Below are 23325 nucleotides of genomic sequence, written 5' to 3'. Positions count from 1 at the left end.
CCCGTGGCGGGCCGAACGCATCGACAGGTGCTGTGAACCGGCCTACCGGCCACGAAGGAGAACGGATGATCTCGACTTTCCACAAGACGGCGCTGACCGTCGCACTCGCCGCCACCGGCCTGACCGCCGCTTCGGCCGCGTTCGCCCAGGTCCAGGAAATCAAGCTCGGCTTCGCCGCGCCGATGACCGGCGGCCAGGCGCAGTACGGCAAGGACATGCAGAACGGCGTGGTGCTCGCCATCGAGGACATGAACGCGACCAAGCCGAAGATCGGCGGCAAGGAAGTCAAGTTCGTGCTGGTCTCGGAAGATGACCAGGCCGATCCGAAGACCGGCTCGGTCGTCGCGCAGAAGCTGGTCGACACCGGCATCCAGGGCATGCTGGGTCATTTCAACTCGGGAACCAGCATCCCCGCCTCGACGGTGTACAACCGTGCCGGCATCGCCCAGATCGCCATGGCGACCGCGCCGGAATACACCCGCCAGGGCTTCAAGACGACCTTCCGCATGATGACTTCCGACACCCAGCAGGGCTCGGTGATCGGCGCGTTCGTCGTCAAGAAGCTGAACGCGAAGACCATCGCCATCGTCGACGATCGCACCGCCTACGGCCAGGGTCTGGCCGACGAGTTCGAGAAGGCGGCCAAGGCGGCGGGCGGCAAGATCGTGCGCCGCGAGTACACCAACGACAAGGCGGTGGACTTCAAGGCCGTGCTGACGAATATCAAGCGGTCCAACCCGGACGTGATCTTCTTCGGCGGCGCGGAGACGCAGTCGGCGCCGATGGCCAAGCAGATCAAGGAACTGGGCCTGAAGGCGCCGCTGGTGTCGGGCGAGATGTCCAAGACCGACAACTTCCTGAAGCTGGCCGGCCCTGCCGCCGAGGGGACCGTGGTGTCGCTGGCCGGTCTGCCGCTGGAGCAGATGCCCGGCGGCGCTGCGTACGCGCAGCGCTACGAGAAGCGCTTCGGCAGCAAGGTGCAGACCTACTCGCCGTATGCCTACGACGGCGCGACCGCGCTGATGACGGCGATGATCAAGGCCGGCTCGGCCGATCCGGCGCGCTACCTGCCGGTGCTGGCCGCGACCAACATGCCGGCGGTGACCACCAAGACGCTGGCGTACGACCAGCGCGGCGACCTGAAGGACGGCGGTATCACCGTCTACAAGGTGGTCGGCGGCAAGTGGACCGTGCTGGAAACGCTCGGCGGCAAGTAAGCCGCGCTGCTGCCACCGGCTGCGCGAACGAGAAGGGCCCGCAGTGCGAGGCCCAGGACTGCCGATCAGGCACCGTCGTCCCCGCGGAAGCGGGGACCCAGTGGCTTTTGAAGACGCTGGATTCCCGCTTTCGCGGGAGCGACGCGCAGGGTGTTCGAGCGCTGTCTGCAAACGAGAAGGGCCCCGCCATGCGGGGCCCTTTTTGTTGCCATGGCCTGTCAGGCCATGCCGCCCGCTCAGGCGGCCGGCTGTGCCGTCGCCGGCTCGTCGACCGCCGGCACCACCTCGCCCGCCAGTGCGCGGTCCAGCTGGTCCTTGTCCAGCTCGCCTTCCCAGCGTGCCACGACGATGGCGGCGGTTGCGTTGCCAACCAGGTTGGTCAGCGCGCGGCATTCCGACATGAAGCGGTCGATGCCCAGGATCAGCGCCATGCCGGCCACCGGCACCGTGGGCACCACCGCCAGCGTCGCCGCCAGCGTAATGAAGCCGGCCCCGGTCACGCCCGCGGCGCCCTTGGAGCTGAGCATCGCCACCAGCAGCAGCAGGATCTGGTCGCCCAGCGACAGCGGAATGTCGCAAGCCTGTGCAATGAACAGCGCCGCCATCGTCATGTAGATGTTGGTGCCGTCCAGGTTGAACGAGTAGCCGGTCGGCACGACCAGGCCGACCACCGACTTCGAGGCGCCGGCGCGCTCCATCTTCTGCATCAGCGTGGGCAGCGCCGCCTCGGACGAGCTGGTACCCAGCACCAGCAGCAGCTCCTCGCGGATATAGCGGACCAGCTTCAGGATCGAGAAGCCGTTGTAGCGGGCCACGGCACCCAGCACGACCAGCACGAACAGCAGCGAGGTCAGGTAGAAGGTGCCCACCAGCATCGCCAGGTTGGCGACCGATTCGATGCCGTAGCGGCCGATGGTGAAGGCCATTGCGCCGAATGCGCCCACCGGGGCCGCCTTCATCAGGATCGCGACCAGGCGGAACACCGGTTGCATCACGGCCTGCAGGAAGTCCGTCACCGGCTTGCCGCGCTCGCCGACCAGTGCCAGCGAGATGCCGAACAGCACCGCGACGAACAGCACCTGCAGGATGTCGCCGTTGACGAACGGGCTGATGATCGTCGTCGGGATGATGTTCATCAGGAAGCCGACGATCGACGAGTCGTGCGCCTTGGCGACGTAGCCCGACACCGCCTTCGAATCCAGCGTGGCCGGGTCGATGTGCAGGCCGTGGCCCGGCTGCACCACATTGGCCACGATCAGGCCGACGATCAGCGCCAGCGTCGAGAACGTCAGGAAGTAGGCCATCGCCTTGCCGGCGACGCGACCGACCTTCTTCAGGTCGGTCATGCCGGCGATGCCCGTCGCCACGGTCAGGAAGATCACCGGCGCGATGATCATCTTGACGAGCTTGATGAAGGCATCGCCCAGCGGCTTCATGTCGGCGCCGGTCTCGGGCCAGAAGTGACCGAGTGCGATGCCGGCCGCGATGGCGATCAGCACCTGGACGTACAGATGGCGGTAAAACGGGCGCTTGACGGCCGGCGCCGCCTCGAAATGCGTGTCGATCATGGGTGTCCCCTGCCGAAGACTTCGCCAGCGTGGGCCGGCTGCAGTCCATATGTAAAGGTAAGCTGGGCCGAGCGGGTGCGGCGCCAGGAGCGGCGGGGGTAACGCAAGCGCCGTGCCACGCGCCTCTTGCCGTTCAAGTCATTGTTCTGTAACGGAATTTCGGTAGGGGACGGGTGGATGCGCTGGCGGGTGGGCGGAAAACCACCTAGAATGCCAGCCTTGATGTGTGAGTTTCCACACAACCACGTGAGCGATGGCGGCCGACGATCCGCCGCCCGCACGAAGCCCTGCGCTTCCGCTTCCGCCTCACCTTCGCCTTCGCCTCCGCCTTTCCACGATGCCCCTCCCACGCGGCGCTGTCGCGCCGTCCCCTTTGCGTCCTCGCACGCGCGCCCTCGTCGCAGCCCTGGCTCTGGTCGGGCTCGGCCTGGCCCTTGCCGTCGCGGTGCTCGAGGTCGTCGGGCGCGTCGCGCTGCGGAGCGCGACCGAAGCGGTGACGGCGCGCGCCGAGGGCGCGGCGCGCTTCAACGTCGCCACGCTGCGGCGCGACCTGGAGAAACACCGGGCGTTGCCGATGGTGCTGGCCCAGGACCCGGACCTGCGCAATGCGCTGATCGGCCCGGATACGGCAGCGGTCGCGGCGCTGAACCGCAAGCTCGAGGAGCTGGCTGCGGGCACCGGCGCTTCGGTGATCTACCTGATGAACCGCGATGGCCTGACCCTGGCCGCCAGCAACTGGCGCGGCGCCGACACCTTCGTCGGCGAGAACTATGCCTTCCGCCCATATTTCGCCCGCGCCGCGCAGGCGGGCGCGGCCGAGCACTTCGCGCTGGGCACGATCAGCCGGCGCCCGGGGCTGTACCTGTCGCACCGCGTGGCGGACGCGCGGGGGGCGCTGCTCGGGGTGGTCGCGGTCAAGGTCGAATTCGACGCGCTCGAGGCGGACTGGGCCCGCTTGCCGGATCCGGTGTTCGTCACCAGTCCGGGCGGCGTGGTGCTGCTGTCGAGCGAGCCGGCCTGGCGCTTTCGCGCCTTGCGCCCGGTTCCCCCGGCCATCGCCGCGCGGCTGCGCCAGAGCCTGCAGTATGGCGAGGCGACTTTCGAGACGCTGCCGCTGCGGCCGCCGCAGGGCGAAGGCGCGCCGGGCCAGGCTTCGGTCGTACGGGCAGACGTACCGGCGCGCGCCAGCGACCAGCGCTACGTGCACATCGCGTTGCCGGTGGCAAGCACCGACTGGACCTTCCACCAGCTGGCGCCCCTGCAGCCCGAGGCCGCGGCGGCCGGCGCACGGATGCAGGCACAGGCGCTGGTGGTGCTGCTGTTGCTATATGGGGCCGTAGCCACTGCGCTGGCGCTGCGGCAACGAGTGCGGCGGCACAACGCCCGGCAGGCCGCGGCCCGCGCCGAACTGACCGAGCAGGTACGCGCCGCCACCACGGAACTGCGCGCGGCCAACGATCAGCTGCGCGCGGAGATGGAGGAGCGCCGGCTGGCCGAGCTGCGGCTGCATGCCGCGCAGGAGCAGCTGGTGCAGGCCAGCAAGCTCAGCTCCCTGGGACAGATCGCGGCCGGCGTCGCCCATGAGATCAACCAGCCCGTCGCCGCCATCCGCGCCAGTGCCGACAATGCCGGCAGCCATCTGGCACGCGGCAACGAGGAGGGGGTGCGAACCAATCTGCAGAGGATCGGCGCCCTGACCGAGCGCATCGGCGCCATCACCGGCCAGCTGCGCAGCTTTGCACGCAAGGGCGGCTCGGGCGCGGTCGAGCCCATTTCCGTGGACGAGGCCATCGAGGGGGCGCTGATGTTGCTGGGCCCCCGGCTGCAGAGCCAGCCGGTGCCGGTGACCCGCACCGGCCAGCGTGGCGCGCAGGCAATGGGCGAGCGCCGGCGCCTGGAGCAGGTGCTGGTCAATCTGCTGCAGAACGCGCTGGACGCGCTGGCCGGCCAGCCCGATGGCCGCATCGGCATCGCGGTCGAGGCGTGCGGCGAGCGCGTGCGGATCGCCGTCTCGGACAACGGCCCGGGCATTGCCGGCGAGATCGCGCAGCGGCTCTTCACGCCGTTCTCCACCTCCAAACCCGAAGGGCTGGGGCTGGGCCTGGTGATCTCGCGCGACATCGTGCGCGACTTCGGTGGTGCCCTCGACGCCGCGCCGGCGCCGGGCGGCGGCACTGTCTTTACCATCCTGCTGAACGGGACGCGGCAGCGTCCGCAACCATGACGCCATCGAACGATACCCCTGCCCGCCGCGTGGCCCTGGTCGACGACGACCACGACGTGCGGATCGCCGCCAGCGAGAGCCTGTCGCTGGCCGGATACCACGTCGACGCGCACGCGAGCGCCCAGTCGTTCCTGGACAGCCTGGCGCACGGCTACCCGGACGTGCTGGTCACCGACATGCGCATGCCAGGTCTGGACGGCCTGCAGCTGTTCGAGCGGGTGCTCGAGCGCGACGCCAGCCTGCCGGTGATCTTCATCACCGGCCACGGCGATATCGCGCAGGCGGTAGAAGCGATGCGGCGCGGCGCCTACGATTTCCTCGAGAAGCCTTACGCGACCCACCGCCTGCTGACCGCGGTCGGCCATGCCTGGGAAAAGCGTCAACTGGTGCTGGAGAACCGCCGCCTGCAGCAGGCCTCCGAAGGCGGGCAATCGGACTGGCCCCTGCTCGGCATCAGCGCGCCGATGGTGGAGCTGCGCGAGACTATCCGGCATATCGCCGACGCCGACGTGGACGTGCTGCTGGTGGGCGAAACCGGCACCGGCAAGGAGATGGCGGCCACCGCGCTGCACCAGTGGAGCCGCCGCCGTGCCGGCCAGCTGGTGGCGCTGAACTGCGGCGCGCTACCGGAGTCGGTGATCGAGAGCGAGCTGTTCGGACACGAACCGGGCGCCTTCACCGGCGCGCAACGGCGGCGGGTCGGCCGCATCGAGCACTCCAGCGGCGGCACGCTGTTTCTGGACGAGATCGAGAGCATGCCGCCGGCGGTGCAGCTGAAGCTGCTGCGGGTGCTGGAGACGCGCAGCGTCGATCCGCTCGGCACCAACGAACTGCGTCCGGTGGACCTGCGCGTGGTGGCGGCCAGCAAGGTCGATCTGGCCGACCCCTCGCAGCGCGGCGCGTTCCGCGAGGACCTGTATTACCGCCTGAATGTGGTCACCCTGCATCTGCCGCCGCTGCGCCAGCGCCGCGAGGACATCGGGCTGTTGTTCGATGTCTTCTGCACGCAGGCGGCAAGCCGCTTCCGGCGGGAGGTGCCGGCACTGGGCGATGGCGTGCGCCGCTATCTGGACGAGCACGACTGGCCCGGCAATGTGCGCGAGCTGCTGCATTTCGCCGAGCGCTTCGTGCTCGGCGTGACGGCGCTGACGCCGGGCGCGCGCCTCGGCCAGGTACGGACGGCCCAGGCCGAGGCTACGGCTGCGGTGCAGACGCCGTCCGCGGGCGCGCCCGGGACACCCGGCAGCCTTGCCGAACGGGTCGACCGCTACGAGGCCCAATTGATTCGCGACACCCTGGCCGCCAACGGCGGCAGCGTGCGGGAGACGCTGGAAACCCTGGCCATCGCGCGCAAGACGCTGTACGACAAGATGCAGCGCTACGGCATCGATCGCCGCGAGTATCTGCCCGCCAAGGACGGCTAGCCGCTGCGGCCGGCCGCCCGCCTGCACGGTCATCCCCCGAAAGTGGGGCTAACCACCACTTTCCCGCTACACTCCGGCCCGAAGTGGCCGACATACGTCGTTTGGGCTTCGTCCGCGAGCCAGGCCACCGATGGCCCCGACCGTCCGATCCCGACCTATTCCAGTCCTATTCCGCTTTGCCAAGGAGCAGTCCGTGTCCGCCACGCCACTCAGTTACGACCTCGCCATCGAGCTGGCCACCCAGGAGCGCTATGACGACGCGCTGGCGATCCTCGATGGCCTCGCTCGGCAGCATCCCGAGGTGGTCGACTATGACGCGTTGCGGGCGCGGCTGTGGTTCGACAAGGGCGAGCCGGAGCGCAGCTTCGCCATTCTCGATGCCGCGCTGAGCCGGCTGCCGCAGACGCCGCTGCATCCCGCCCATCGCTGGGCCTCGCGTGGGCTGCTGGCGCACCGCTATGGCCTGCTGCTGATGAGCGCGGGGCGGTTGCAGGAAGCGCTGCCCTGGCTGGAGGAGGCCGCCAGGCGCAATGGGCTGGCCACCGGTGAGTGGAGCGCGCAGTTCCACGCGGGTCTGGTGCACTACCGGCTCGGCAATCCTGCCCGCGCCGCGCGCTATTGGTACGACCTGCTGTACCGCGCGCCGGATCTCGGTGCCCACGACATCCTCGCGCTGACGGGGTCCCATATCCAGGCATCGGAAACCGCCGGGCAGGCGGTGGACCCGCTGCTGCGGCTTTGCCTGGCGCGCATCGCGCTGGACAACCCGGATCTGCTGCAGTTGAGCGGCTCGCAAGGGGACGCGCTGGCGGCGCAGCAGGCCGAACTCGTGCTCGCGGCGGAACCGGACCATCCCGAGGCGCGCCGCGTGCGCGCACCGCTGCGCTACCGGGCCGGCGACGTCGCCGGGGCACGGGACGATCTGGCGGTGTACCTGCGCCGCGTGCCCGATCCCCGCGCCCAGGTGCGGGAACTGGAATGGCGGCTGCGCGCGGGCGAATCCGCGCCATGGCAGGGCTTCCGGCTGAACGAGAACGCCCCCGATGCGCACGGCTACTACCTGGCGGGCCTGTCGCTGGCGGAGTTCGCCGAGCGCGAGCCGGCATCGGCCGCCGCGCTGGAGCCGCAGATCCAGAAGGCATGGCGCATCGCGCTGGGCCGCTTCGAAGCGTACTTCGAAAGCGGCGAAGGCACCTGCGACGACGCCGACCCGCACATCTATTCCCTGCTGTGCGATCGTCTGGCCCGGCGGCTGCAAGGGACGGGCAAGGACGAGCGCGAGGAGCGAGTGGCGCTGCACGAGAAGGGCATCGCCGTCAGCGATTTCATCGGCCACTGGATCGACCTGTTAGACTGCCACGATTCCGCAGGGAGGCATCCGCTGGTTGTCGAGGTGGCCGGAGAGGTACTCAACCGCTATCCGCTGGACCGGCAACCGGCGGAGGTCGCCTGGGTCTTCAGCCGGCTGATCCACGCCTGGAAGGCCATTGGCGGCACCGACGCCGTGACCGCGGCCCGCGCCGCGATCGCCCATATGGACGCGCAGCTCGACGCCCTGCCGGTCGAGGAGCGCAGCGAGGCGGCCCATCCGATGGCCCATGCGCGGGCCCATTTCGCCGCCTTGCTGGGCGCGGCGGCACCCGCGATGGAGGCCCGCGAGCGCGCGCTCGCGCTGGACGAGATCGAAGCGCTGCAGGAGCGGGCGCTGCAGATCGAGGACGCCGCGCTGTATTACGCGTTCGGACGTATCTGGCGCGAGTTGCGCGACAACGGCCGTGCACTGCCGCTGTTCGAGAAGGCAATCGAGCTGGCAGCGGGCGATGCCGAGGATCAGGCTGCACCGCGCTTTCAACGGGGGCTGATCCGGCTGGAGTGGCTGGAAGCCCAGCGTGGCGCCACGCCCGCGGCCGCTGCTTCCTCGTCGCCGGACGCCGAGCCGCCGCAGCAGGGCGACGGGTCCGGCGACCGGGCGCCGTTGGCGCTGTCCGTCACCTTCGCCGATGCCCTGAGCGACCTCGAGGCCGCCATCGTGGCGGGAAGCCAGGATGAGCCGCAGATCCGGCTGCACGCGGCGCAGGCCGCGCTCGGCATGCAGCGCCGCGAAGCGGCCCGGGCCCATTTTCTGCGTGCCCGGGAGCTCGGTGCGAAAACGGGACGCCAGGCGTCCCTCTATCGCCGCGTCGAGGACGCCTTGAAGCGCACGCGGCCCACCTGGAAATTCTGGGGGGTCTGACAGCAACGCTGGTTTGAGCAGCCTGCGTGCGTGCGCGCCTCGGGGTCCGAGCGGACCCCGGGGAGAACCCGAGCGGAACCGCAGCCGTGAATTGAGGCCAACCGCGGCAATTTTGGCGCAATTCACTGCTTTTTCTGCAAAATGCGTGCCCTGTGGGACAAACCCGGACACGGGTTGTCACAGGGTTCGATTAGGATTGCACGCATGAATGGACTAAGCCAACTATTCCCGACTTGGCCGCTCGCGCCAAGCGGGCTCTTCTGGATCGGCCTCGCGCTGGTCGGTGCCGGCCTGGCCGGCGAAATCTGCCGTCTGTATCTGCGCCTGCCGCGCATCGTCGGCTATGCGGTGGCGGGTCTGCTGGCCGGCGCCCTGGGGCGGCCCATCGTCGATGGAACGATGATCGGCCAGACCCGCATCCTTATCGACATGGCGCTGGCCTTCGCGCTGTTCGAACTTGGACACCGGCTGTCGCTGACCTGGCTGCGCGCCAACCGATGGCTGCTCTTTACCAGCGCCGGCGAGAGCCTGCTGACCTGGGGTCTGGTGACGGCCACCTTGCAATGGATGGGCGTCGGTCCGACGGTGGCCATCCTCGCCGGCGGCATCGCCGTGAGCACTTCGCCCACCATCGTGCTGCAGCTGAAGAACGAACTGCGAGCCGAAGGGCAGGTCACCGAGCGTCTGCTGGCGATGGCGGCGCTGAACAGTATCTACGCCGCGGTCATCGTGCAGCTGGCCACCGGCTGGCTGCATTCCGAATACGGCAATATCGGCGCGGCGCTGCTCCATCCGCTGTATCTGCTGATGGGCTCCGCGCTGCTGGCCTGGGTGGTCGGCAAGCTCAGCCATGCCATCTATGGGCGTCTGGCGTCCGACGACGGGTACAGCTTCCTGGTGCTGGTCGGCATGGTGCTGTTCACGCTGGCGCTGACCCGCCTCTTCAAGCTGTCCGTACCGCTGACGCTGATTCTGGCCGGCGTGCTCTTCAAGCACCAGGACAACCAGCCACGTGTCTGGCCCGCGCACTTCGGCAGCGTCGGCAGCCTGCTGATCATCGTGATGGTGGTGTCGCTGGGCCTGCCGCTGACGATCAACGACTGGGCCATCGGCGGTGTCGCCGCCATCGTGCTGGTGCTGCTGCGCCACCTGGCCAAGCTCGCCGGCGTGATGGCGCTCGGATCGTTCTCCGGCCTGTCCATGCGGCAATGCATGGCACTGGGCGTCGCGCTCGGGCCGATGTCCGGACTGGCGTGGCTGTTGATGAGCGATGTGGTGCGGCTGTACCCGAACACCGGGCAGTTGCTGACCGCCATCATCCTGTGCGCGCTGGCCATCGAGCAGATCGCCGCGCCCGTATTGGCAAGCTGGGCACTTCGCTATGCCGGCGAGGTCCGACCCACAGGAGGGACCCGCTGATGTCACTGGAACCGTTCAAGCACTCCGAGGCACTGACCTTCGGCGTCGAGCTGGAAATGCAGCTCGTCAACCGGCACGACTACGACCTCGCGCCGTTCGCGCCCGACCTGCTGCGCCAGCTCAAGGGCGCGCAGCATGCCGGCGACATCAAGCCCGAGATCAGCCCCTCGATGATCGAGATCAGCACGGGCATCTGCCACGACTACGCGCAGGCGCTGGACGAACTGACCACGATGCGCGACCTGATGGTGGAAGCGTCCCACGCGCTGAACCTGGGCATCTGCGGCGGCGGCACGCACCCGTTCCAGCAGTGGGCCGATCGCACCATTTCCGACTCGCCGCGCTACCAGTACATCTCCGAGCTGTACGGCTACCTGGCCAAGCAGTTCACGGTGTTCGGGCAGCACGTGCATATCGGCTGCCCGAGCGCCGACGACTCGCTGTTCCTGCTGCACGCGATCGGCCGCTACGTGCCGCACTTCGTCGCGCTTGCCGCCTCGTCGCCCTATGTGCAGGACGTCGATACCGGCTTCGCCTCGGCGCGGCTGAACTCGGTTGCCGCCTTCCCGATGAGCGGCCGCGCGCCCTTCATGCTGACGTGGGATGCCTTCGCCGCCTATTTCGAGAAGATGCGCAAGACCGGCGTGATCGAGAGCATGAAGGACTTCTACTGGGACATCCGTCCCAAGCCCGAATTCGGCACCATCGAAGTCCGCGTGATGGACACGCCGCTGACGGTCACCCGGGCCTGCGACATTGCCGCCTATATCCAGGCGCTGGCGCGTTACCTGCTGCTGGCACGGCCCTTCGCGCCCGAAGAGGACGACTACCTCGTCTATACCTTCAATCGCTTCCAGGCATGCCGCTTCGGACTGGACGGCGAATACGTGCATCCCAACGAACTGACCCGGATGCCGATCGCCGACCACATCCTGAAGATGTGCGACGTGCTGGTGCCCCATGCCGAAGCGCTCGGCTCGCTTGAAGCCCTGGCCAATATCCGCATGCTGGCCGCAAGCCGCCGTGGCGATGCGGAATTGATGCGTCAGATCAACGGGGATAGCCGCAGCCTGCGCGAGACGGTGCGGCAAAGTTGCGAGCGGTGGGCGGGGAAGTAACGCGGGAAGCCGCTTCCTGCGGCTTCGACGAGTGCTCCAGCGCGGCTGTCATCTGGACGATCGTCGCAGCGGTGCACTCGACGAATTTTCGATTTCGGTCGCTTTGTTACTTCTATTACTTGGCCGGACGACCATCAAACCCCATGCGGCACGCGTTCGCCATCCCGTAGCCCCAGCTGCTGGTTCGCCGGCACCGCCACCGCCAGCATGCGTGGCGGGGGAAGGTTCAGGTTCTTCATCATGTCGATGAACTCGTCCCGGGTCCGGCCGCTGATCCGGCTGTTGCTGGCGCGCTCGGCGGCGATGGTCGAATGGGTGCGGCCCTTGTAGTCGTGCGCGGGGTAGACCAGCGTGTCGTCGGGCAGCGTGAATAGCCGGCGCGTCAGGCTGTCGTAGAGGGTGCCGGCGTCGCCGGACTGGAAATCGGTGCGGCCGCAGCCGTCGATCAGCAGCGCATCGCCGGTGAAGACCCGGCGCACCACCTTGGCATCGCCATCCGCAGGCTGCTCCTCCCACAGGTAGCTCATGCTGCCCGCCGTATGGCCCGGCGTATGGATGGCGCGCAGGATCTGGCTACCGAAGGTGACGGTATCGCCGTCGATCAGCTGCTTCTGCGCGGGACGGATTTCACAGCCGGAAGGCGCGGCGGTGCCGGCTCCGGTGCGCTGGGCGAGGTGGCCCGCCGAAGTGATATGGTCGGCGTGCGCATGCGTCTCCAGGATCCAGCGCAGCCGGACGCCGGTCTGCTCCAGCAGCGCCAGATCGCGCTCGAATTGCCGGTCGACCGGGTCGATCAAGGCGGCGTCCCGCGTGGCCGCATCGATCAGCAGATACGTATAGGTCGACGACTCGGGATCGAAGAGCTGGTGAAAGGTCTGCATGGCGTCCTCGCGGGCAGGGGTCTGCCCGCGATTTTGCCCTGTTTCAGTGCCGCGACGCCAGCGCTTGCCGTCTTGCCGGCATCAGCACTCGACGATATTGACCGCCAGCCCGCCGCGCGCGGTTTCCTTGTACTTGGTCTTCATGTCGGCGCCGGTCTCGCGCATGGTCTTGATCACCGAATCCAGCGAGACGTAGTGGCTGCCATCGCCGCGCAGCGCCATCCGCGCCGCGTTGACCGCCTTGACGGACGCCATCGCATTGCGCTCGATGCACGGAATCTGCACCAGCCCGCCGACCGGATCGCAGGTCAACCCAAGGTTATGCTCCATGCCGATCTCGGCGGCGTTCTCGACCTGCTCGGGCGTGCCGCCCAGCACCGCGGCCAGTGCGCCGGCCGCCATCGAACAGGCGACGCCGACCTCGCCCTGGCAGCCGACCTCGGCCCCCGAAATCGACGCATTGAGCTTGTACAGCAGGCCGATCGCCCCGGCGGTCAGCAGGAAGTCGACCACGCCCTGCTGGTTCGCACCCGGCACGAAGCGGTCGTAGTAGTGCATCACCGCCGGGATGATGCCCGCCGCGCCATTGGTCGGCGCGGTCACCACGCGCCCGCCCGCCGCGTTTTCCTCGTTGACGGCGATGGCGTAGAGGTTGACCCAGTCCATCACCGACAGCGGATCGGACAGCGTCCGTTCGGCCCGCTCGGTCAGGTTGCGGTACAGCTCCGGCGCGCGGCGGCGCACCTTGAAGGGACCCGGCAGCTCGCCATCGGTACGGCAGCCGCGCGCCACGCACGCCTGCATCACGTCCCAGATATGGAGCAGGCCGGCGCGCACTTCATCCTCGCTGCGCCAGACACATTCGTTCTCCAGCATCAGCTGGGCGATCGACTTGCCGCTGGCCCGGGTGATATCGAGCAGGGCGCGCCCGCTGCGGAAGGGGTGCGGCAATTGCCGGTCAGCCTCCAGCACCTGTGTGTTGGCCGCTCCGGCGGTGACCACGAAGCCGCCGCCGACCGACAGGTATTTTCCTTCCCGCAGCGCCGTGCCGTCGCTGTCCCAGGCATGGAACTTCATGCCGTTCGGATGCTCGGCCAGTGCCTCGCGCCGGTAGAACGCGATGTGCTCCTTCTCCACGAAGGGCACCGCATGCCTGCCGAGCAGGGACAGGGACCGCGTGGCCCGCATCTGTCCGAGCTTCTGCTCGATGGTGTCCGGATCGATGGTGTCGGGCGCCTCGCCCATCAGGCCGAGGATCACGCCCTTGTCGGTGCCGTGCCCCTTGCCGGTCGCGCCCAGCGAGCCGTACAGTTCGACGCGCACGCTGGCCACGCGCGGCAGCAGCCCGTCGCGTTCCAGGCCATGGGCGAACATCGCCGCGGCCCGCATCGGCCCGACCGTGTGCGAACTCGATGGGCCGATGCCCACCTTGAACAGATCGAATACGCTGACGGCCACGTTGACTCTCCTGACGCCATGCCGCATTGACGGGCATGACTTGCTGTGTTCAGACCGGCCGGTCGTCGTCCGGCCGCATCCAGATCGAGACCCCGGGGCCCGCTGGCGGGTCAGGGACCTCCTTGTGCTTCAGCACGCTGATGGCCCCGTCGTTTTCGAGAATGGCGTAGCGGACATCGTCCAGGCTGTTGCACCCTTCGCGCCGCAACTCCTTCATCAGGTCGTCGCTGGTGATGCGGGCGGCCTTCATCACGTCGTTGAAGACCTTGCCGTTGCGGATCAGCAGCTGCGGCCGACCCTCGACCACATATTCGAACTTGCGGCTGCGCCAGCTGAACCAGCTGACCAGACCATTGATGCCGACCAGCGTCACGGCCACGATCAGGCCGGCCAGGACCGACTCGTCACTGCCGATCATCGCGTTCTGCAGGCCCTCCGACAGGATCAGCAGCAACACCAGGTCGAAAGGCGTCATCTGCCCGATTTGCCGCTTGCCCGCGAGTCGCATCAGCAGCAGCACGCTGCAATAGATGATCACCGCGCGTACGACGAATTCCCACCAGGGGGCGCTCAGTTCCCACATCGATCCACCTCCATGCATTGACTGGCCGCTGGCGACGGGCCGGCGGACGGTTTGCACGAGGCAGCGCGTGCCCCGCGCGGATTCACACCGCCGAAGCACCGCCGCGGCGGACGCCGGAACAGGTCCGGCGCCGCCGTGGCGTCATTCCTCGTACGCGCTCATCGGCATGCACGAGCAGAACAGATTGCGGTCGCCATACACGTTGTCGGCACGGCCAACGGGCGGCCAGTACTTCTGCGTGCGCAGCGAGGCAACCGGGTAGGCGGCTTCTTCGCGAGTGTACTTGTGGTCCCACTCGTTGGCGGTGATCACGGCTGCCGTATGCGGCGCATTCTTCAGCGGGTTGTCCTCGCGGTCGAAGCTGCCGTCCTCCACACGCGCAATCTCCTGGCGGATGGCGATCATCGCGTCGATGAAGCGGTCCAGCTCGTGCAGCGCCTCGCTTTCGGTCGGCTCGATCATCAGCGTGCCGGGCACCGGGAAGCTCATCGTCGGCGCGTGGAAGCCATAGTCCATCAGCCGCTTGGCGACATCTTCGTTGGTGATGCCGGTGGTCTTCTGCAGCGGACGCAGATCGAGGATGCACTCGTGCGCGATATGGCCGTTGGCGCCCGCGTAGAGCACCGGATAATGTTCGGACAGCCGCTTGGCCACATAGTTTGCCGCCAGGATCGCGTTCTCGGTAGCGGCGGTCAGGCCGGCCGAGCCCATCATCGCGATGTACATCCACGAGATCGGCAGGATGCTGGCCGAGCCGTAGGGCGCGGCCGAGATCGCACCGATGCCGTCGTCGGCGCGGTGGTAGCCGGTGCTCTGGTGGTTGGGCAGGAACTTCGCCAGATGCGCGCCGACTGCCACCGGACCGACGCCGGGGCCGCCGCCGCCGTGCGGGATGCAGAAGGTCTTGTGCAGGTTCAGGTGCGACACGTCGCCGCCGAACTGGCCCGGCGCCGCGGTGCCGACCATCGCGTTCATGTTGGCGCCGTCGACATAGACCTGGCCACCGTGGCCGTGCACGATCTCGCAGATGCGCTGCACGCCTTCCTCGAACACGCCGTGCGTGGACGGGTAGGTGATCATGATCGCCGCCAGATTGGCGCTGTGCTGCGCCGCCTTCTTTTCCAGATCGGCCAGATCGACGTTGCCCTGCTCGTCGCAGGCCACCACCACCACCTTCATGCCGGCCATCTGCGCCGACGCCGGGTTGGTGCCGTGGGCCGACGACGGGATCAGGCAGATGTCGCGATGCGCTTCGCCACGGCTGGCGTGATAGGCATGGATGATCTGCAGGCCGGCGTACTCGCCCTGCGAGCCCGCGTTCGGCTGCAGGCTGACCGCCGCGTAGCCGGTGGCCGCGCACAGCATTGCTTCGAGCTGGCCGATCATCTCGCGATAGCCGACCGTCTGCTCGGCGGGCGCGAACGGGTGGATGCTGGAGAACTCCGGCCAGGTGACCGGAATCATCTCGCTGGTCGAGTTCAGCTTCATCGTGCACGAGCCCAGCGGAATCATGGTGCGGTCCAGCGCCAGATCCTTGTCGGCCAGCATGCGCAGGTAGCGCAGCATCTCGTGCTCGGCGTGATGCGTATTGAAGACCGGATGCGTCAGGTACGCGCTCTGGCGCGCCAGCGCGGCAGGGTAGCCGTCATTGGCCGACGCCTCGACCGCGTCGAAGGCCGGCACGGCCTTGCCTTGCGCGAACACTTCCCACAGCGCGATCACTTCGTCGCGCGTGGTGGTTTCGTCGAGCGAAATGCCGACGCGGTTCTGGCCGGCGCGGCGCAGGTTGATGCGGCGCTGCTCGGCTGCGGCGTGGATGGCCGCGGTCGCCTCGCCGGTCTCGATGGTCAGGGTATCGAAGAAGGTGCCGTTGACGCGGCGATAACCCAGGGATTCCAGGCCAGCGGCTAGCGTCGCGGTCAGGCGATGCACACGCTGCGCGATGCGCTTCAGGCCCTGCGGGCCATGGTAGACCGCGTACATCGACGCCATCACCGCCAGCAGCACCTGCGCCGTGCAGATGTTGGAGGTGGCCTTTTCGCGGCGGATATGCTGCTCGCGGGTTTGCAGTGCCAGCCGATAGGCCGGGTTGCCCTGTGCATCGACGGTGACGCCGACCAGCCGGCCCGGCATCGAGCGCTTGTAGGCATCCTTGACCGCCATATAGCCGGCATGCGGGCCGCCGAAGCCCAGCGGCACGCCGAAGCGCTGCGAATTGCCCACTGCCACGTCCGCCCCCCATTCGCCGGGCGCGGTCAGCAGCGTCAGCGCCAGCAGGTCGGCGGCGGCAACCACCAGGCCGCCGGCCGCATGCACGGCGTCCGCAATGGCCCGGTAGTCGGCGACATCGCCGTTGACGCCCGGATACTGCAGCAGCACGCCGAAGGCATGGGCCTTCGCCGCATCGGCCGCGGGGCCTACCTGCACCTCGATGCCCAGCGGCAGCGCACGCGTGCGCACCACTTCGATGGTCTGCGGCAGCACGTCGTCGGCGATGAAGAAGGTGTTCGAGGCGTGCTTGTTGACCCGCTGCAGCAGCGTCATCGCTTCCGCCGCGGCGGTGCCTTCATCGAGCATCGACGCGTTGGCGATGTCCAGCCCGGTCAGGTCGGTGACCATCTGCTGGAAGTTCAGCATCGCTTCCAGGCGGCCCTGGGAAATCTCCGGCTGGTACGGCGTGTAGGCGGTGTACCAGGCCGGGTTCTCGAAGATGTTGCGCAGGATGACCTTGGGCGTGTGCGTGCCGTAGTAACCCTGGCCGATGAAGCTGCGGAACACCTGGTTCTTGCCGGCGATGGCGCGCAGTTTGGCCAGCGCGCCTTCCTCGGTCAGCGGCTCGGTGAACTCGCCCAGCGGCATGCCGTCGCGGCGGCGGATGGCGGCGGGAATGATCGCGTCCATTAGCGCGGCGCGGCTGTCGTAGCCCAGCACCTTCAGCATGTGCTGTTGTTCGGCGGCGTCGGGCCCGATATGGCGATGGGAGAAGGCGTCGCGGGCCTCGAGTTCGGCAAGCGAGAGGCGAGCGGAGTGTGCGGCGTTCATGGGCAGGGGGGCATTCATGGCAAGGAACTCGGGGGGGCACGCCGGCGCGGGGTGGTCGGCCCCGTCGCCAGCGTCGCAAACGTGGCAGCCGGTCAGGCGCCGACGCTGGCCTTGTACGCGTCGGCGCTCATCAGGCCGTTCACGTCGTCGCCGTTGGCCGGCTTGATCCTGAACAGCCACGCGTCGAAGGCGTTGGCGTTGACGCTCTCCGGGGACGCGGCGGCGGCATCGTTGATCGCCACCACTTCGCCGGCGACCGGCGCATAGATGTCGGAAGCGGCCTTGACCGACTCGACCACGGCCAGCGCGTCACCCGCGCCTACCGTCTTGCCCACCTCGGGCAGTTCGAGGAAGACGATATCGCCGAGCGCATCCTGGGCGTGGTCGGTGATGCCGATGGTCAGCGTACCGTCGGCTTCGACACGCACCCATTCGTGCGACTCGGTGTACTTGAGGTCAGCGGGGAAGTTCATGCAGTTCTCCAGATTCGATTCTTGTGTCCTTGGGGCGCCGCCGCGGCGCAGGCTCATTGCCGCGGCGGCGCAAAGATGACCGGTCGGCCGATCTCGGCCGCGGGGGCGTCGATCAGCTCACGAGCGCCTTGCCATTGCGCACAAATGGCAGTTTAACCACTGTGGCGGCCAGTTTGCGGTCGCGGATTTCGACTTGCACCTCGCTACCGTGCGCGACATCACGCGGCAGCCGGGCGAAGGCGATGGATTGGGAGAGGGTGGGGCTGAAGGTGCCGGAAGTGATTTCGCCATCGCCCGCGGGCGTCAGCACTTTCTGGTGAGCGCGCAGCACGCCGCCCTTGTCGCGCAGGATCAGCCCGGCGAACTGCTTCTGCTGGCCGCTGGCGACAAGCGCCGCCTTGCCGACGAAGTCACGCTCGCTTTGCAGGTCCACGGTCCAGCCCAGCCCCGCGTCGAGCGGCGAGGTGTGGATATCCATGTCCTGGCCATACAGGTTCATGCCGGCTTCCAGGCGCAGCGTGTCGCGGGCGCCCAGCCCGGCCGGGCGCACGCCGGCGTCCTGCAGCTTCTGCCAGACGCCCGCCACGCTCTCGGCCGGCACCACCAGTTCGAAGCCGTCTTCGCCGGTGTAGCCGGTGCGGCCGAGCATCATCTCGCCGATCAGCGGCACGTCGACGATCAGCGCGTTGAACGGCTTGAGCGCATCGCTGGGCTGCGTGGCCGGGAAGGCCTGCCAGACCTTGGCGCGCGCATTCGGGCCCTGTACCGCGATGATGGCCAGGGCCGGCGTCCCTTCCGGGGCGACGTCGCCACGGCGCGGCGTGATGGTCACGCCGCTGCCGGTCGCCTCGTTGCGCTGGCGGATCCAGTCGATATCGCCGACCGCCGTGCTGGCATTGACCACCAGCCGGAAGCGGTCTTCGGCGAAGAAGTAGACGATCAGGTCGTCGATCACGCCGCCGCGCTCGTCCAGCATGCACGAGTAGAGCGCCTTGCCGGGCGTCTGCAGCTTGTCGACATTGTTGGCGAGCAGGCCCCGCAGGAAGGCGCGGGTATTGGCGCCTTCGAGATCGACCACGCACATGTGGGAGACGTCGAACATGCCGGCGTCCTGACGCACGGCGTGGTGTTCCTCGATCTGCGAGCCGTAGTTGACGGGCATGTCCCAGCCGCCGAAATCCACCATGCGGGCGCCGAGGGCGCGGTGGATGGCGTTGAGCGGAGTGGCCTGGAGCGTCATGGAATCCTCGGGGCTTGGTTCGGGGTTTCCGGCGCGCCATCGCGGCGCGCCAGGCAAAAAGGGGTCATCCGACGCGACGGCCGGGCGCCATGCGCCTGGCGCTCCGATCGTCGCGTCGGATGACCCCCTCTGTCCTCGATACCTGAGAGATTACGGCTCGCCGTCCCGGTTCCCGGTGGCGGTCATCGACCGCCCCGTCAAACCCGGTGACGACGGACAAACGCCGTGCGCCCCTTCGGTGGGCACGCTGACCATCCGACTGATGGATGGCCGGTGCCGCTCTCCAGAGTGCGGCATACATCGTGTGCATACTGCATGCCGATCCGCCCGGTCCATGGTGCCTGAGAGTTTGCGGGTGATTCCCCTTCGGCGGCGCGAACGATCGCGCGCTCTCCCGGACGGATGGCGCGACTCTAACCGGGCAGGCCGGGACTGTCAAACCGGCGGCTGTGGCTGGTTCGCTTCAGTGAAGTGCTTGTCGAGCCGCTCCTGGCCGGCGGCGGCAGCGGGGGAGCCGGCGCCCGTGATAGCATCGGCCGCTTCGCCCGCGTCTTTCGTGCGCGGCACGGCGCGTGTCGCCAACCAACTGCCCATCCCGCTGCCCCAGCCGCATGACTCACGGACTGAATCCCGCCCAATCCGAAGCCGTCCGCTACCTGGACGGGCCCTGCCTCGTGCTGGCCGGCGCCGGATCGGGCAAGACCCGCGTGATCACGCAGAAGATCGCCCACCTGATCGAGGACAAGGGCTTCGAGCCCCGTCATATCGCCGCGGTGACCTTCACCAACAAGGCCGCGCGCGAGATGCAGGAGCGCATCGCCAAGCTGATGGAAGGCAAGACGCGCGACGGCAAGCGCATCCCGATCAAGCAACTGACGGTCTGTACCTTCCACTCGCTCGGCGTGCAGATCCTGCGTGCCGAGGCCGAGCACCTGGGCCTGAAGCCGCGCTTTTCCATCATGGATGCCGACGACTGCTTCGGCCTGATCCAGGAGCAGCTGGCGACCACCGACAAGAAGCTGATCCGCTCGGTGCAAAGCACGATCTCGCTGTGGAAGAACGCGATGATCGATCCCGACACGGCGATCGCCCAGGCGGCCAGCGCCGAAGAGCATCAGGCGGCGCTGGTGTACCGCAACTATGTCGCCACGCTGGCGGCGTATCAGGCGGTGGACTTCGACGACCTGATCCGGCTGCCGGCCGAGCTGTTTGCCCGTGACGAGGCGGTGCGGCTCAAGTGGCAGAACCGGCTGCGCTACTTCCTGGTCGACGAGTATCAGGACACCAACGCCTGCCAGTACCAGCTGCTCAAGCTGCTGGCCGGCGGCTCGCATCTGCGCGCGCCCGCCTTCACCGCGGTGGGCGACGACGACCAGGCGATCTACGGCTGGCGTGGCGCGACGCTGGACAATCTGCGGCTGCTGCAGACGGACTTTCCGAACCTGAAGGTCATCAAGCTGGAGCAGAACTACCGCTCCACCGTGCGCATCCTGCAGGCCGCCAATGCGGTGATCTCGAACAACCCCAAGCTGTTCGACAAGACGCTGTGGAGCGAGCACGGCATGGGCGATCCGATCACCGTGTCGCCGATGAACGACGAGGAACACGAGGCCGAGTCCGTGGTGTTCCGGCTCTCGGCCCACAAGTTCGAGCGGCGCGCGCAGTATCGCGACTACGCCATCCTCTACCGCGGCAACCACCAGGCGCGGCTGTTCGAGCAGATCCTGCGGCGTGAACGCATTCCCTATGTACTGTCGGGCGGCCAGAGCTTCTTCGACAAGGCCGAGATCAAGGACATCTGCGCCTATCTGCGGCTGATCGCCAATCCCGACGACGATCCCGCCTTCATCCGCGCGGTCACCACGCCGCGCCGCGGCGTTGGCAATACCACGCTGGAAGTGCTGGGCACGTTCGCCGGTCAGGCCAAGGTGTCGCTGTTCGAGGCGGCGATGATGGGCGGCATCGAGGGCAAGCTGCAGCCGCGCCAGCTGGAGCCGCTGCGGGTGTTTTGCGAATCGATGGTGCGCCTCGCTGACCGCGCGGCCACCGACCCGGCCACGCAGGTGCTGGACGACCTGATGGAAGGCATCCATTACGAAGCCTATCTGTACGACACCTTCGACGAGCGGCAGGCGCAGGCGCGCTGGACCAACACGCTCGAGTTTCTCGACTGGCTCAAGCGCAAGGGCACCAAGCCAGAGGGCACGGGCGAGGACGGCGAGGCGACCGGCTACGACACCGCCGATGGTTTTGGCGACGAGGGCAAGAACCTGCTGGAACTGACGCACACCGTGGCGCTGATGAGCATGCTGGAAGGGCGCGAGGAAGACCCGGATGCGGTGCGGCTGTCCACGCTGCACGCCTCCAAGGGGCTGGAGTACCCGCACGTATTCCTCGTCGGCGTGGAAGAGGGCATCCTGCCGCATAGCCGCGAGGACGAGGACCTGACCGACCTGAAGATCGAGGAGGAGCGCCGGCTGATGTATGTCGGCATCACCCGCGCCCAGCGCAGCCTGCATATCAGCTGGTGCCGCAAGCGCAAGCGGGCGCGCGAGACCTACTCGTGCGAGCCGTCGCGCTTCATCGGTGAAATGAAGCTGGAAGAGGCGCCCGTGCCCAGGGACGACGCGCCTGCAATGAGCCCCAAGGACCGGCTGGCCGGGCTCAAGGCGCTGCTCGGCGGCGCGGGCAAGGTGACCGCGGGCTGATTGCCGCCCCGGCCTGCCGGCTGCCGGCATGACGCTTGATCGCGATCAACCCCGGCCTCGGCCGGTGCCGCTACGATGGTCCCATCTTCCCAGCACCAGGGGCCACGCATGGCTGCCACCACGCCGCTGCGCGCGGCACTGCCCGACTTTCGTGCGCTGGCCGCACGCATCGACACCAACGGGCCGCGCTACACCTCCTATCCCACCGCCGACCGCTTCCGCGCCGACTTCGGCCAGGTGCAGTACCGCGACGCGCTGCGCGACTGTGCCCGGAACGGTGCCGCGCCGCTGTCGCTGTACCTGCACGTGCCGTTCTGCGAAAACATCTGCTACTACTGTGGCTGCAACAAGATCGTTACGCGCGATCGCCGCCGCAGCGGCCGCTACGTGCGCTATCTTGCGCGCGAGATCGGCATGGTGGCGGCGTTGCTCGGCAGCCCGCGTGCGGTGATGCAATCCCACTGGGGCGGCGGCACGCCCACCTTCCTGCACACCGGCGAGATGGGGCAGGTGTTCGACGCGCTGAACCGGCACTTCGTGCTGCTGCCCGAGGGCGAGCACAGCATCGAACTGGACCCGCGGCGGGTCGATGCGGCCCGCGTTGCCGAACTGGCTGCGCTGGGGTTCAATCGCGTCAGTCTCGGTGTGCAGGACTTCGATCCGCTGGTGCAGGCGGCGATTCACCGCGTGCAGAGCTACGAGGAAACGCGCACGGTCGTCGATGCAGCCAGGCGCCACGGCTTCCAGTCGGTCAGCATGGACCTGATCTACGGCTTGCCGCACCAGCGCACCGAACGCTTCGCGGCCACCCTCGATGCGGTGCTGACGATGCGGCCCGAGCGCCTGTCCGTCTACAGCTACGCGCACCTGCCGCATCTGTTCAAGCCGCAGCGGCGTATCGACGAGGCCGCGCTGCCCGATCCGGGGGAAAAGCTGGATATCCTCGTCTCCACCATCGAGCGGCTGACCGACGAGGGGTATGTCTATATCGGCATGGACCATTTCGCGCTGCCGGACGACCCGCTGGCGGTTGCCCAGCGCGAGGGCCGGTTGCAGCGCAATTTCCAGGGCTATTCCACGCATGCCGGCTACGATCAGCTCGGCTTCGGCGTTTCCGCCATTGGCGCGGTGGCCGGACGCTATGTGCAGAACGCGCGCGAGCTGGAGCCGTATTTCGCGGCGCTCGACGCCGGAGAACTGCCGGTGATCCGCGGCATCGTCTGCGACGATGACGACGCGCTGCGCCGGGAGATCATCGGCGCGCTGATGTGCAATGGCACGCTGGACCTGCGCCAACTAGAGCAGCGGCTGGGCCAGCCCTTTGCCACCGCCTTCGCCGCCGAGCAGGGCGAACTGGAGCGGCTCCAGGCGCAGGGGCTGATCGACAGGCCGGACGGCCGCATCGATGTCACCCCGCTTGGCCGCCTGCTGGTGCGCCGGGTTGCCATGGTCTTCGACAGCCATCTGCGCAGGGGCGCCGCCCCGGCCAACGATGGCAGGATGAAGGGCACCGACCGGCCGGTGTCAACCGTGTCCTTGCCGGCTGCCATCCCACGGTATTCGCGCGTGGTGTGATTGCGGGGCGCTGCGGGTCGGCTCCCTCCCCCCCAGCCCCTTGTATGTCGCACAATTCGTCCTGGACGCCTCAGATCGATGGCCCCATGCTCTGAGCGCGAGCTCAAGTTCGAGGGAGAGCGAGGATCGGGGCGTCCATTCTTGGTAGCGTTCAGCCTAAGC

At 68.0% G+C, this 23325-nt stretch carries 15 protein-coding genes and 2 riboswitches; of the genes, 8 read left to right on the top strand and 7 right to left on the bottom strand.

Going from position 1 to position 23325, the window contains the following annotated elements:
- Positions 1-65: 65 nt before the first annotated feature.
- Positions 66-1217 (top strand): branched-chain amino acid ABC transporter substrate-binding protein, encoded by a 1152-nt coding sequence (locus K6V06_RS11620; protein WP_222243565.1) that lies wholly within the window; start codon positions 66-68, stop codon positions 1215-1217.
- Positions 1218-1453: 236 nt separating this feature from the next.
- On the opposite strand, the gene K6V06_RS11615 is transcribed toward K6V06_RS11620, so the two are convergent.
- On the bottom strand, positions 1454-2785 hold the full coding sequence (locus K6V06_RS11615) for a dicarboxylate/amino acid:cation symporter (RefSeq protein WP_222243564.1): 1332 nt from the start codon (positions 2783-2785) through the stop codon (positions 1454-1456).
- Positions 2786-3158: 373 nt separating this feature from the next.
- On the opposite strand from K6V06_RS11615, the gene K6V06_RS11610 reads away from it, so the two are divergent.
- The 5 genes from K6V06_RS11610 to K6V06_RS11590 all read left to right on the top strand — a co-directional run bounded on the left by K6V06_RS11610 (position 3159) and on the right by K6V06_RS11590 (position 11203).
- The gene (locus K6V06_RS11610) at positions 3159-5009 is read left to right on the top strand and encodes an ATP-binding protein (protein ID WP_222243563.1); all 1851 of its coding nucleotides are present in this window, start codon (positions 3159-3161) and stop codon (positions 5007-5009) included.
- Positions 5006-6433, top strand: coding sequence for a sigma-54 dependent transcriptional regulator (locus tag K6V06_RS11605; RefSeq protein ID WP_222243562.1), 1428 nt, complete (start codon positions 5006-5008; stop codon positions 6431-6433). Before K6V06_RS11610 ends, K6V06_RS11605 begins: the two co-directional genes overlap by 4 nt.
- Positions 6434-6626: 193 nt before the next feature.
- The gene (locus K6V06_RS11600; RefSeq protein ID WP_222243561.1) at positions 6627-8666 is read left to right on the top strand and encodes a tetratricopeptide repeat protein; all 2040 of its coding nucleotides are present in this window, start codon (positions 6627-6629) and stop codon (positions 8664-8666) included.
- A 204-nt stretch (positions 8667-8870) separates the two neighbouring features.
- The gene (locus K6V06_RS11595) at positions 8871-10085 is read left to right on the top strand and encodes a cation:proton antiporter (RefSeq protein WP_222243560.1); all 1215 of its coding nucleotides are present in this window, start codon (positions 8871-8873) and stop codon (positions 10083-10085) included.
- Complete coding sequence (locus K6V06_RS11590; RefSeq protein ID WP_222243559.1) at positions 10085-11203, top strand: YbdK family carboxylate-amine ligase; 1119 nt, start codon at positions 10085-10087, stop codon at positions 11201-11203. The genes K6V06_RS11595 and K6V06_RS11590 overlap by 1 nt, the downstream gene beginning before the upstream one ends.
- Positions 11204-11337: 134 nt before the next feature.
- On the opposite strand, the gene K6V06_RS11585 is transcribed toward K6V06_RS11590, so the two are convergent.
- The 6 genes from K6V06_RS11585 to gcvT form a co-directional block, all read right to left on the bottom strand.
- Complete coding sequence (locus K6V06_RS11585) at positions 11338-12084, bottom strand: MBL fold metallo-hydrolase (protein ID WP_222243558.1); 747 nt, start codon at positions 12082-12084, stop codon at positions 11338-11340.
- Between the two features lie 81 nt (positions 12085-12165).
- Positions 12166-13542, bottom strand: coding sequence for an L-serine ammonia-lyase (locus K6V06_RS11580; protein ID WP_222243557.1), 1377 nt, complete (start codon positions 13540-13542; stop codon positions 12166-12168).
- Between the two features lie 49 nt (positions 13543-13591).
- On the bottom strand, positions 13592-14125 hold the full coding sequence (locus tag K6V06_RS11575; protein WP_222243556.1) for a DUF421 domain-containing protein: 534 nt from the start codon (positions 14123-14125) through the stop codon (positions 13592-13594).
- Positions 14126-14266: 141 nt separating this feature from the next.
- Positions 14267-17185, bottom strand: a complete 2919-nt coding sequence (gcvP, locus tag K6V06_RS11570; RefSeq protein WP_222243555.1) for an aminomethyl-transferring glycine dehydrogenase — start codon at positions 17183-17185, stop codon at positions 14267-14269.
- A 74-nt stretch (positions 17186-17259) separates the two neighbouring features.
- Positions 17260-17640, bottom strand: coding sequence for a glycine cleavage system protein GcvH (gcvH, locus tag K6V06_RS11565; RefSeq protein WP_222243554.1), 381 nt, complete (start codon positions 17638-17640; stop codon positions 17260-17262).
- Positions 17641-17752: 112 nt separating this feature from the next.
- Positions 17753-18880, bottom strand: a complete 1128-nt coding sequence (gene gcvT / locus K6V06_RS11560) for a glycine cleavage system aminomethyltransferase GcvT (protein ID WP_222243553.1) — start codon at positions 18878-18880, stop codon at positions 17753-17755.
- 119 nt (positions 18881-18999) lie between these two features.
- Positions 19000-19177, bottom strand: a riboswitch (glycine riboswitch).
- 21 nt (positions 19178-19198) lie between these two features.
- Positions 19199-19287: riboswitch (glycine riboswitch) on the bottom strand.
- A gap of 204 nt (positions 19288-19491) precedes the next feature.
- On the opposite strand from gcvT, the gene K6V06_RS11555 reads away from it, so the two are divergent.
- Entirely contained in the window at positions 19492-21588 is a 2097-nt protein-coding gene (locus tag K6V06_RS11555) for a UvrD-helicase domain-containing protein (RefSeq protein ID WP_222243552.1), read from the top strand.
- A 108-nt stretch (positions 21589-21696) separates the two neighbouring features.
- The gene (gene hemN / locus K6V06_RS11550; RefSeq protein WP_222243551.1) at positions 21697-23163 is read left to right on the top strand and encodes an oxygen-independent coproporphyrinogen III oxidase; all 1467 of its coding nucleotides are present in this window, start codon (positions 21697-21699) and stop codon (positions 23161-23163) included.
- Positions 23164-23325: the final 162 nt, after the last annotated feature.

Origin of the sequence: Cupriavidus sp. AU9028 (genome assembly GCF_019795295.1) — a bacterium.
Taxonomy (GTDB): domain Bacteria; phylum Pseudomonadota; class Gammaproteobacteria; order Burkholderiales; family Burkholderiaceae; genus Cupriavidus.
This window is presented reverse-complemented; position numbering and strand designations above follow the sequence as displayed.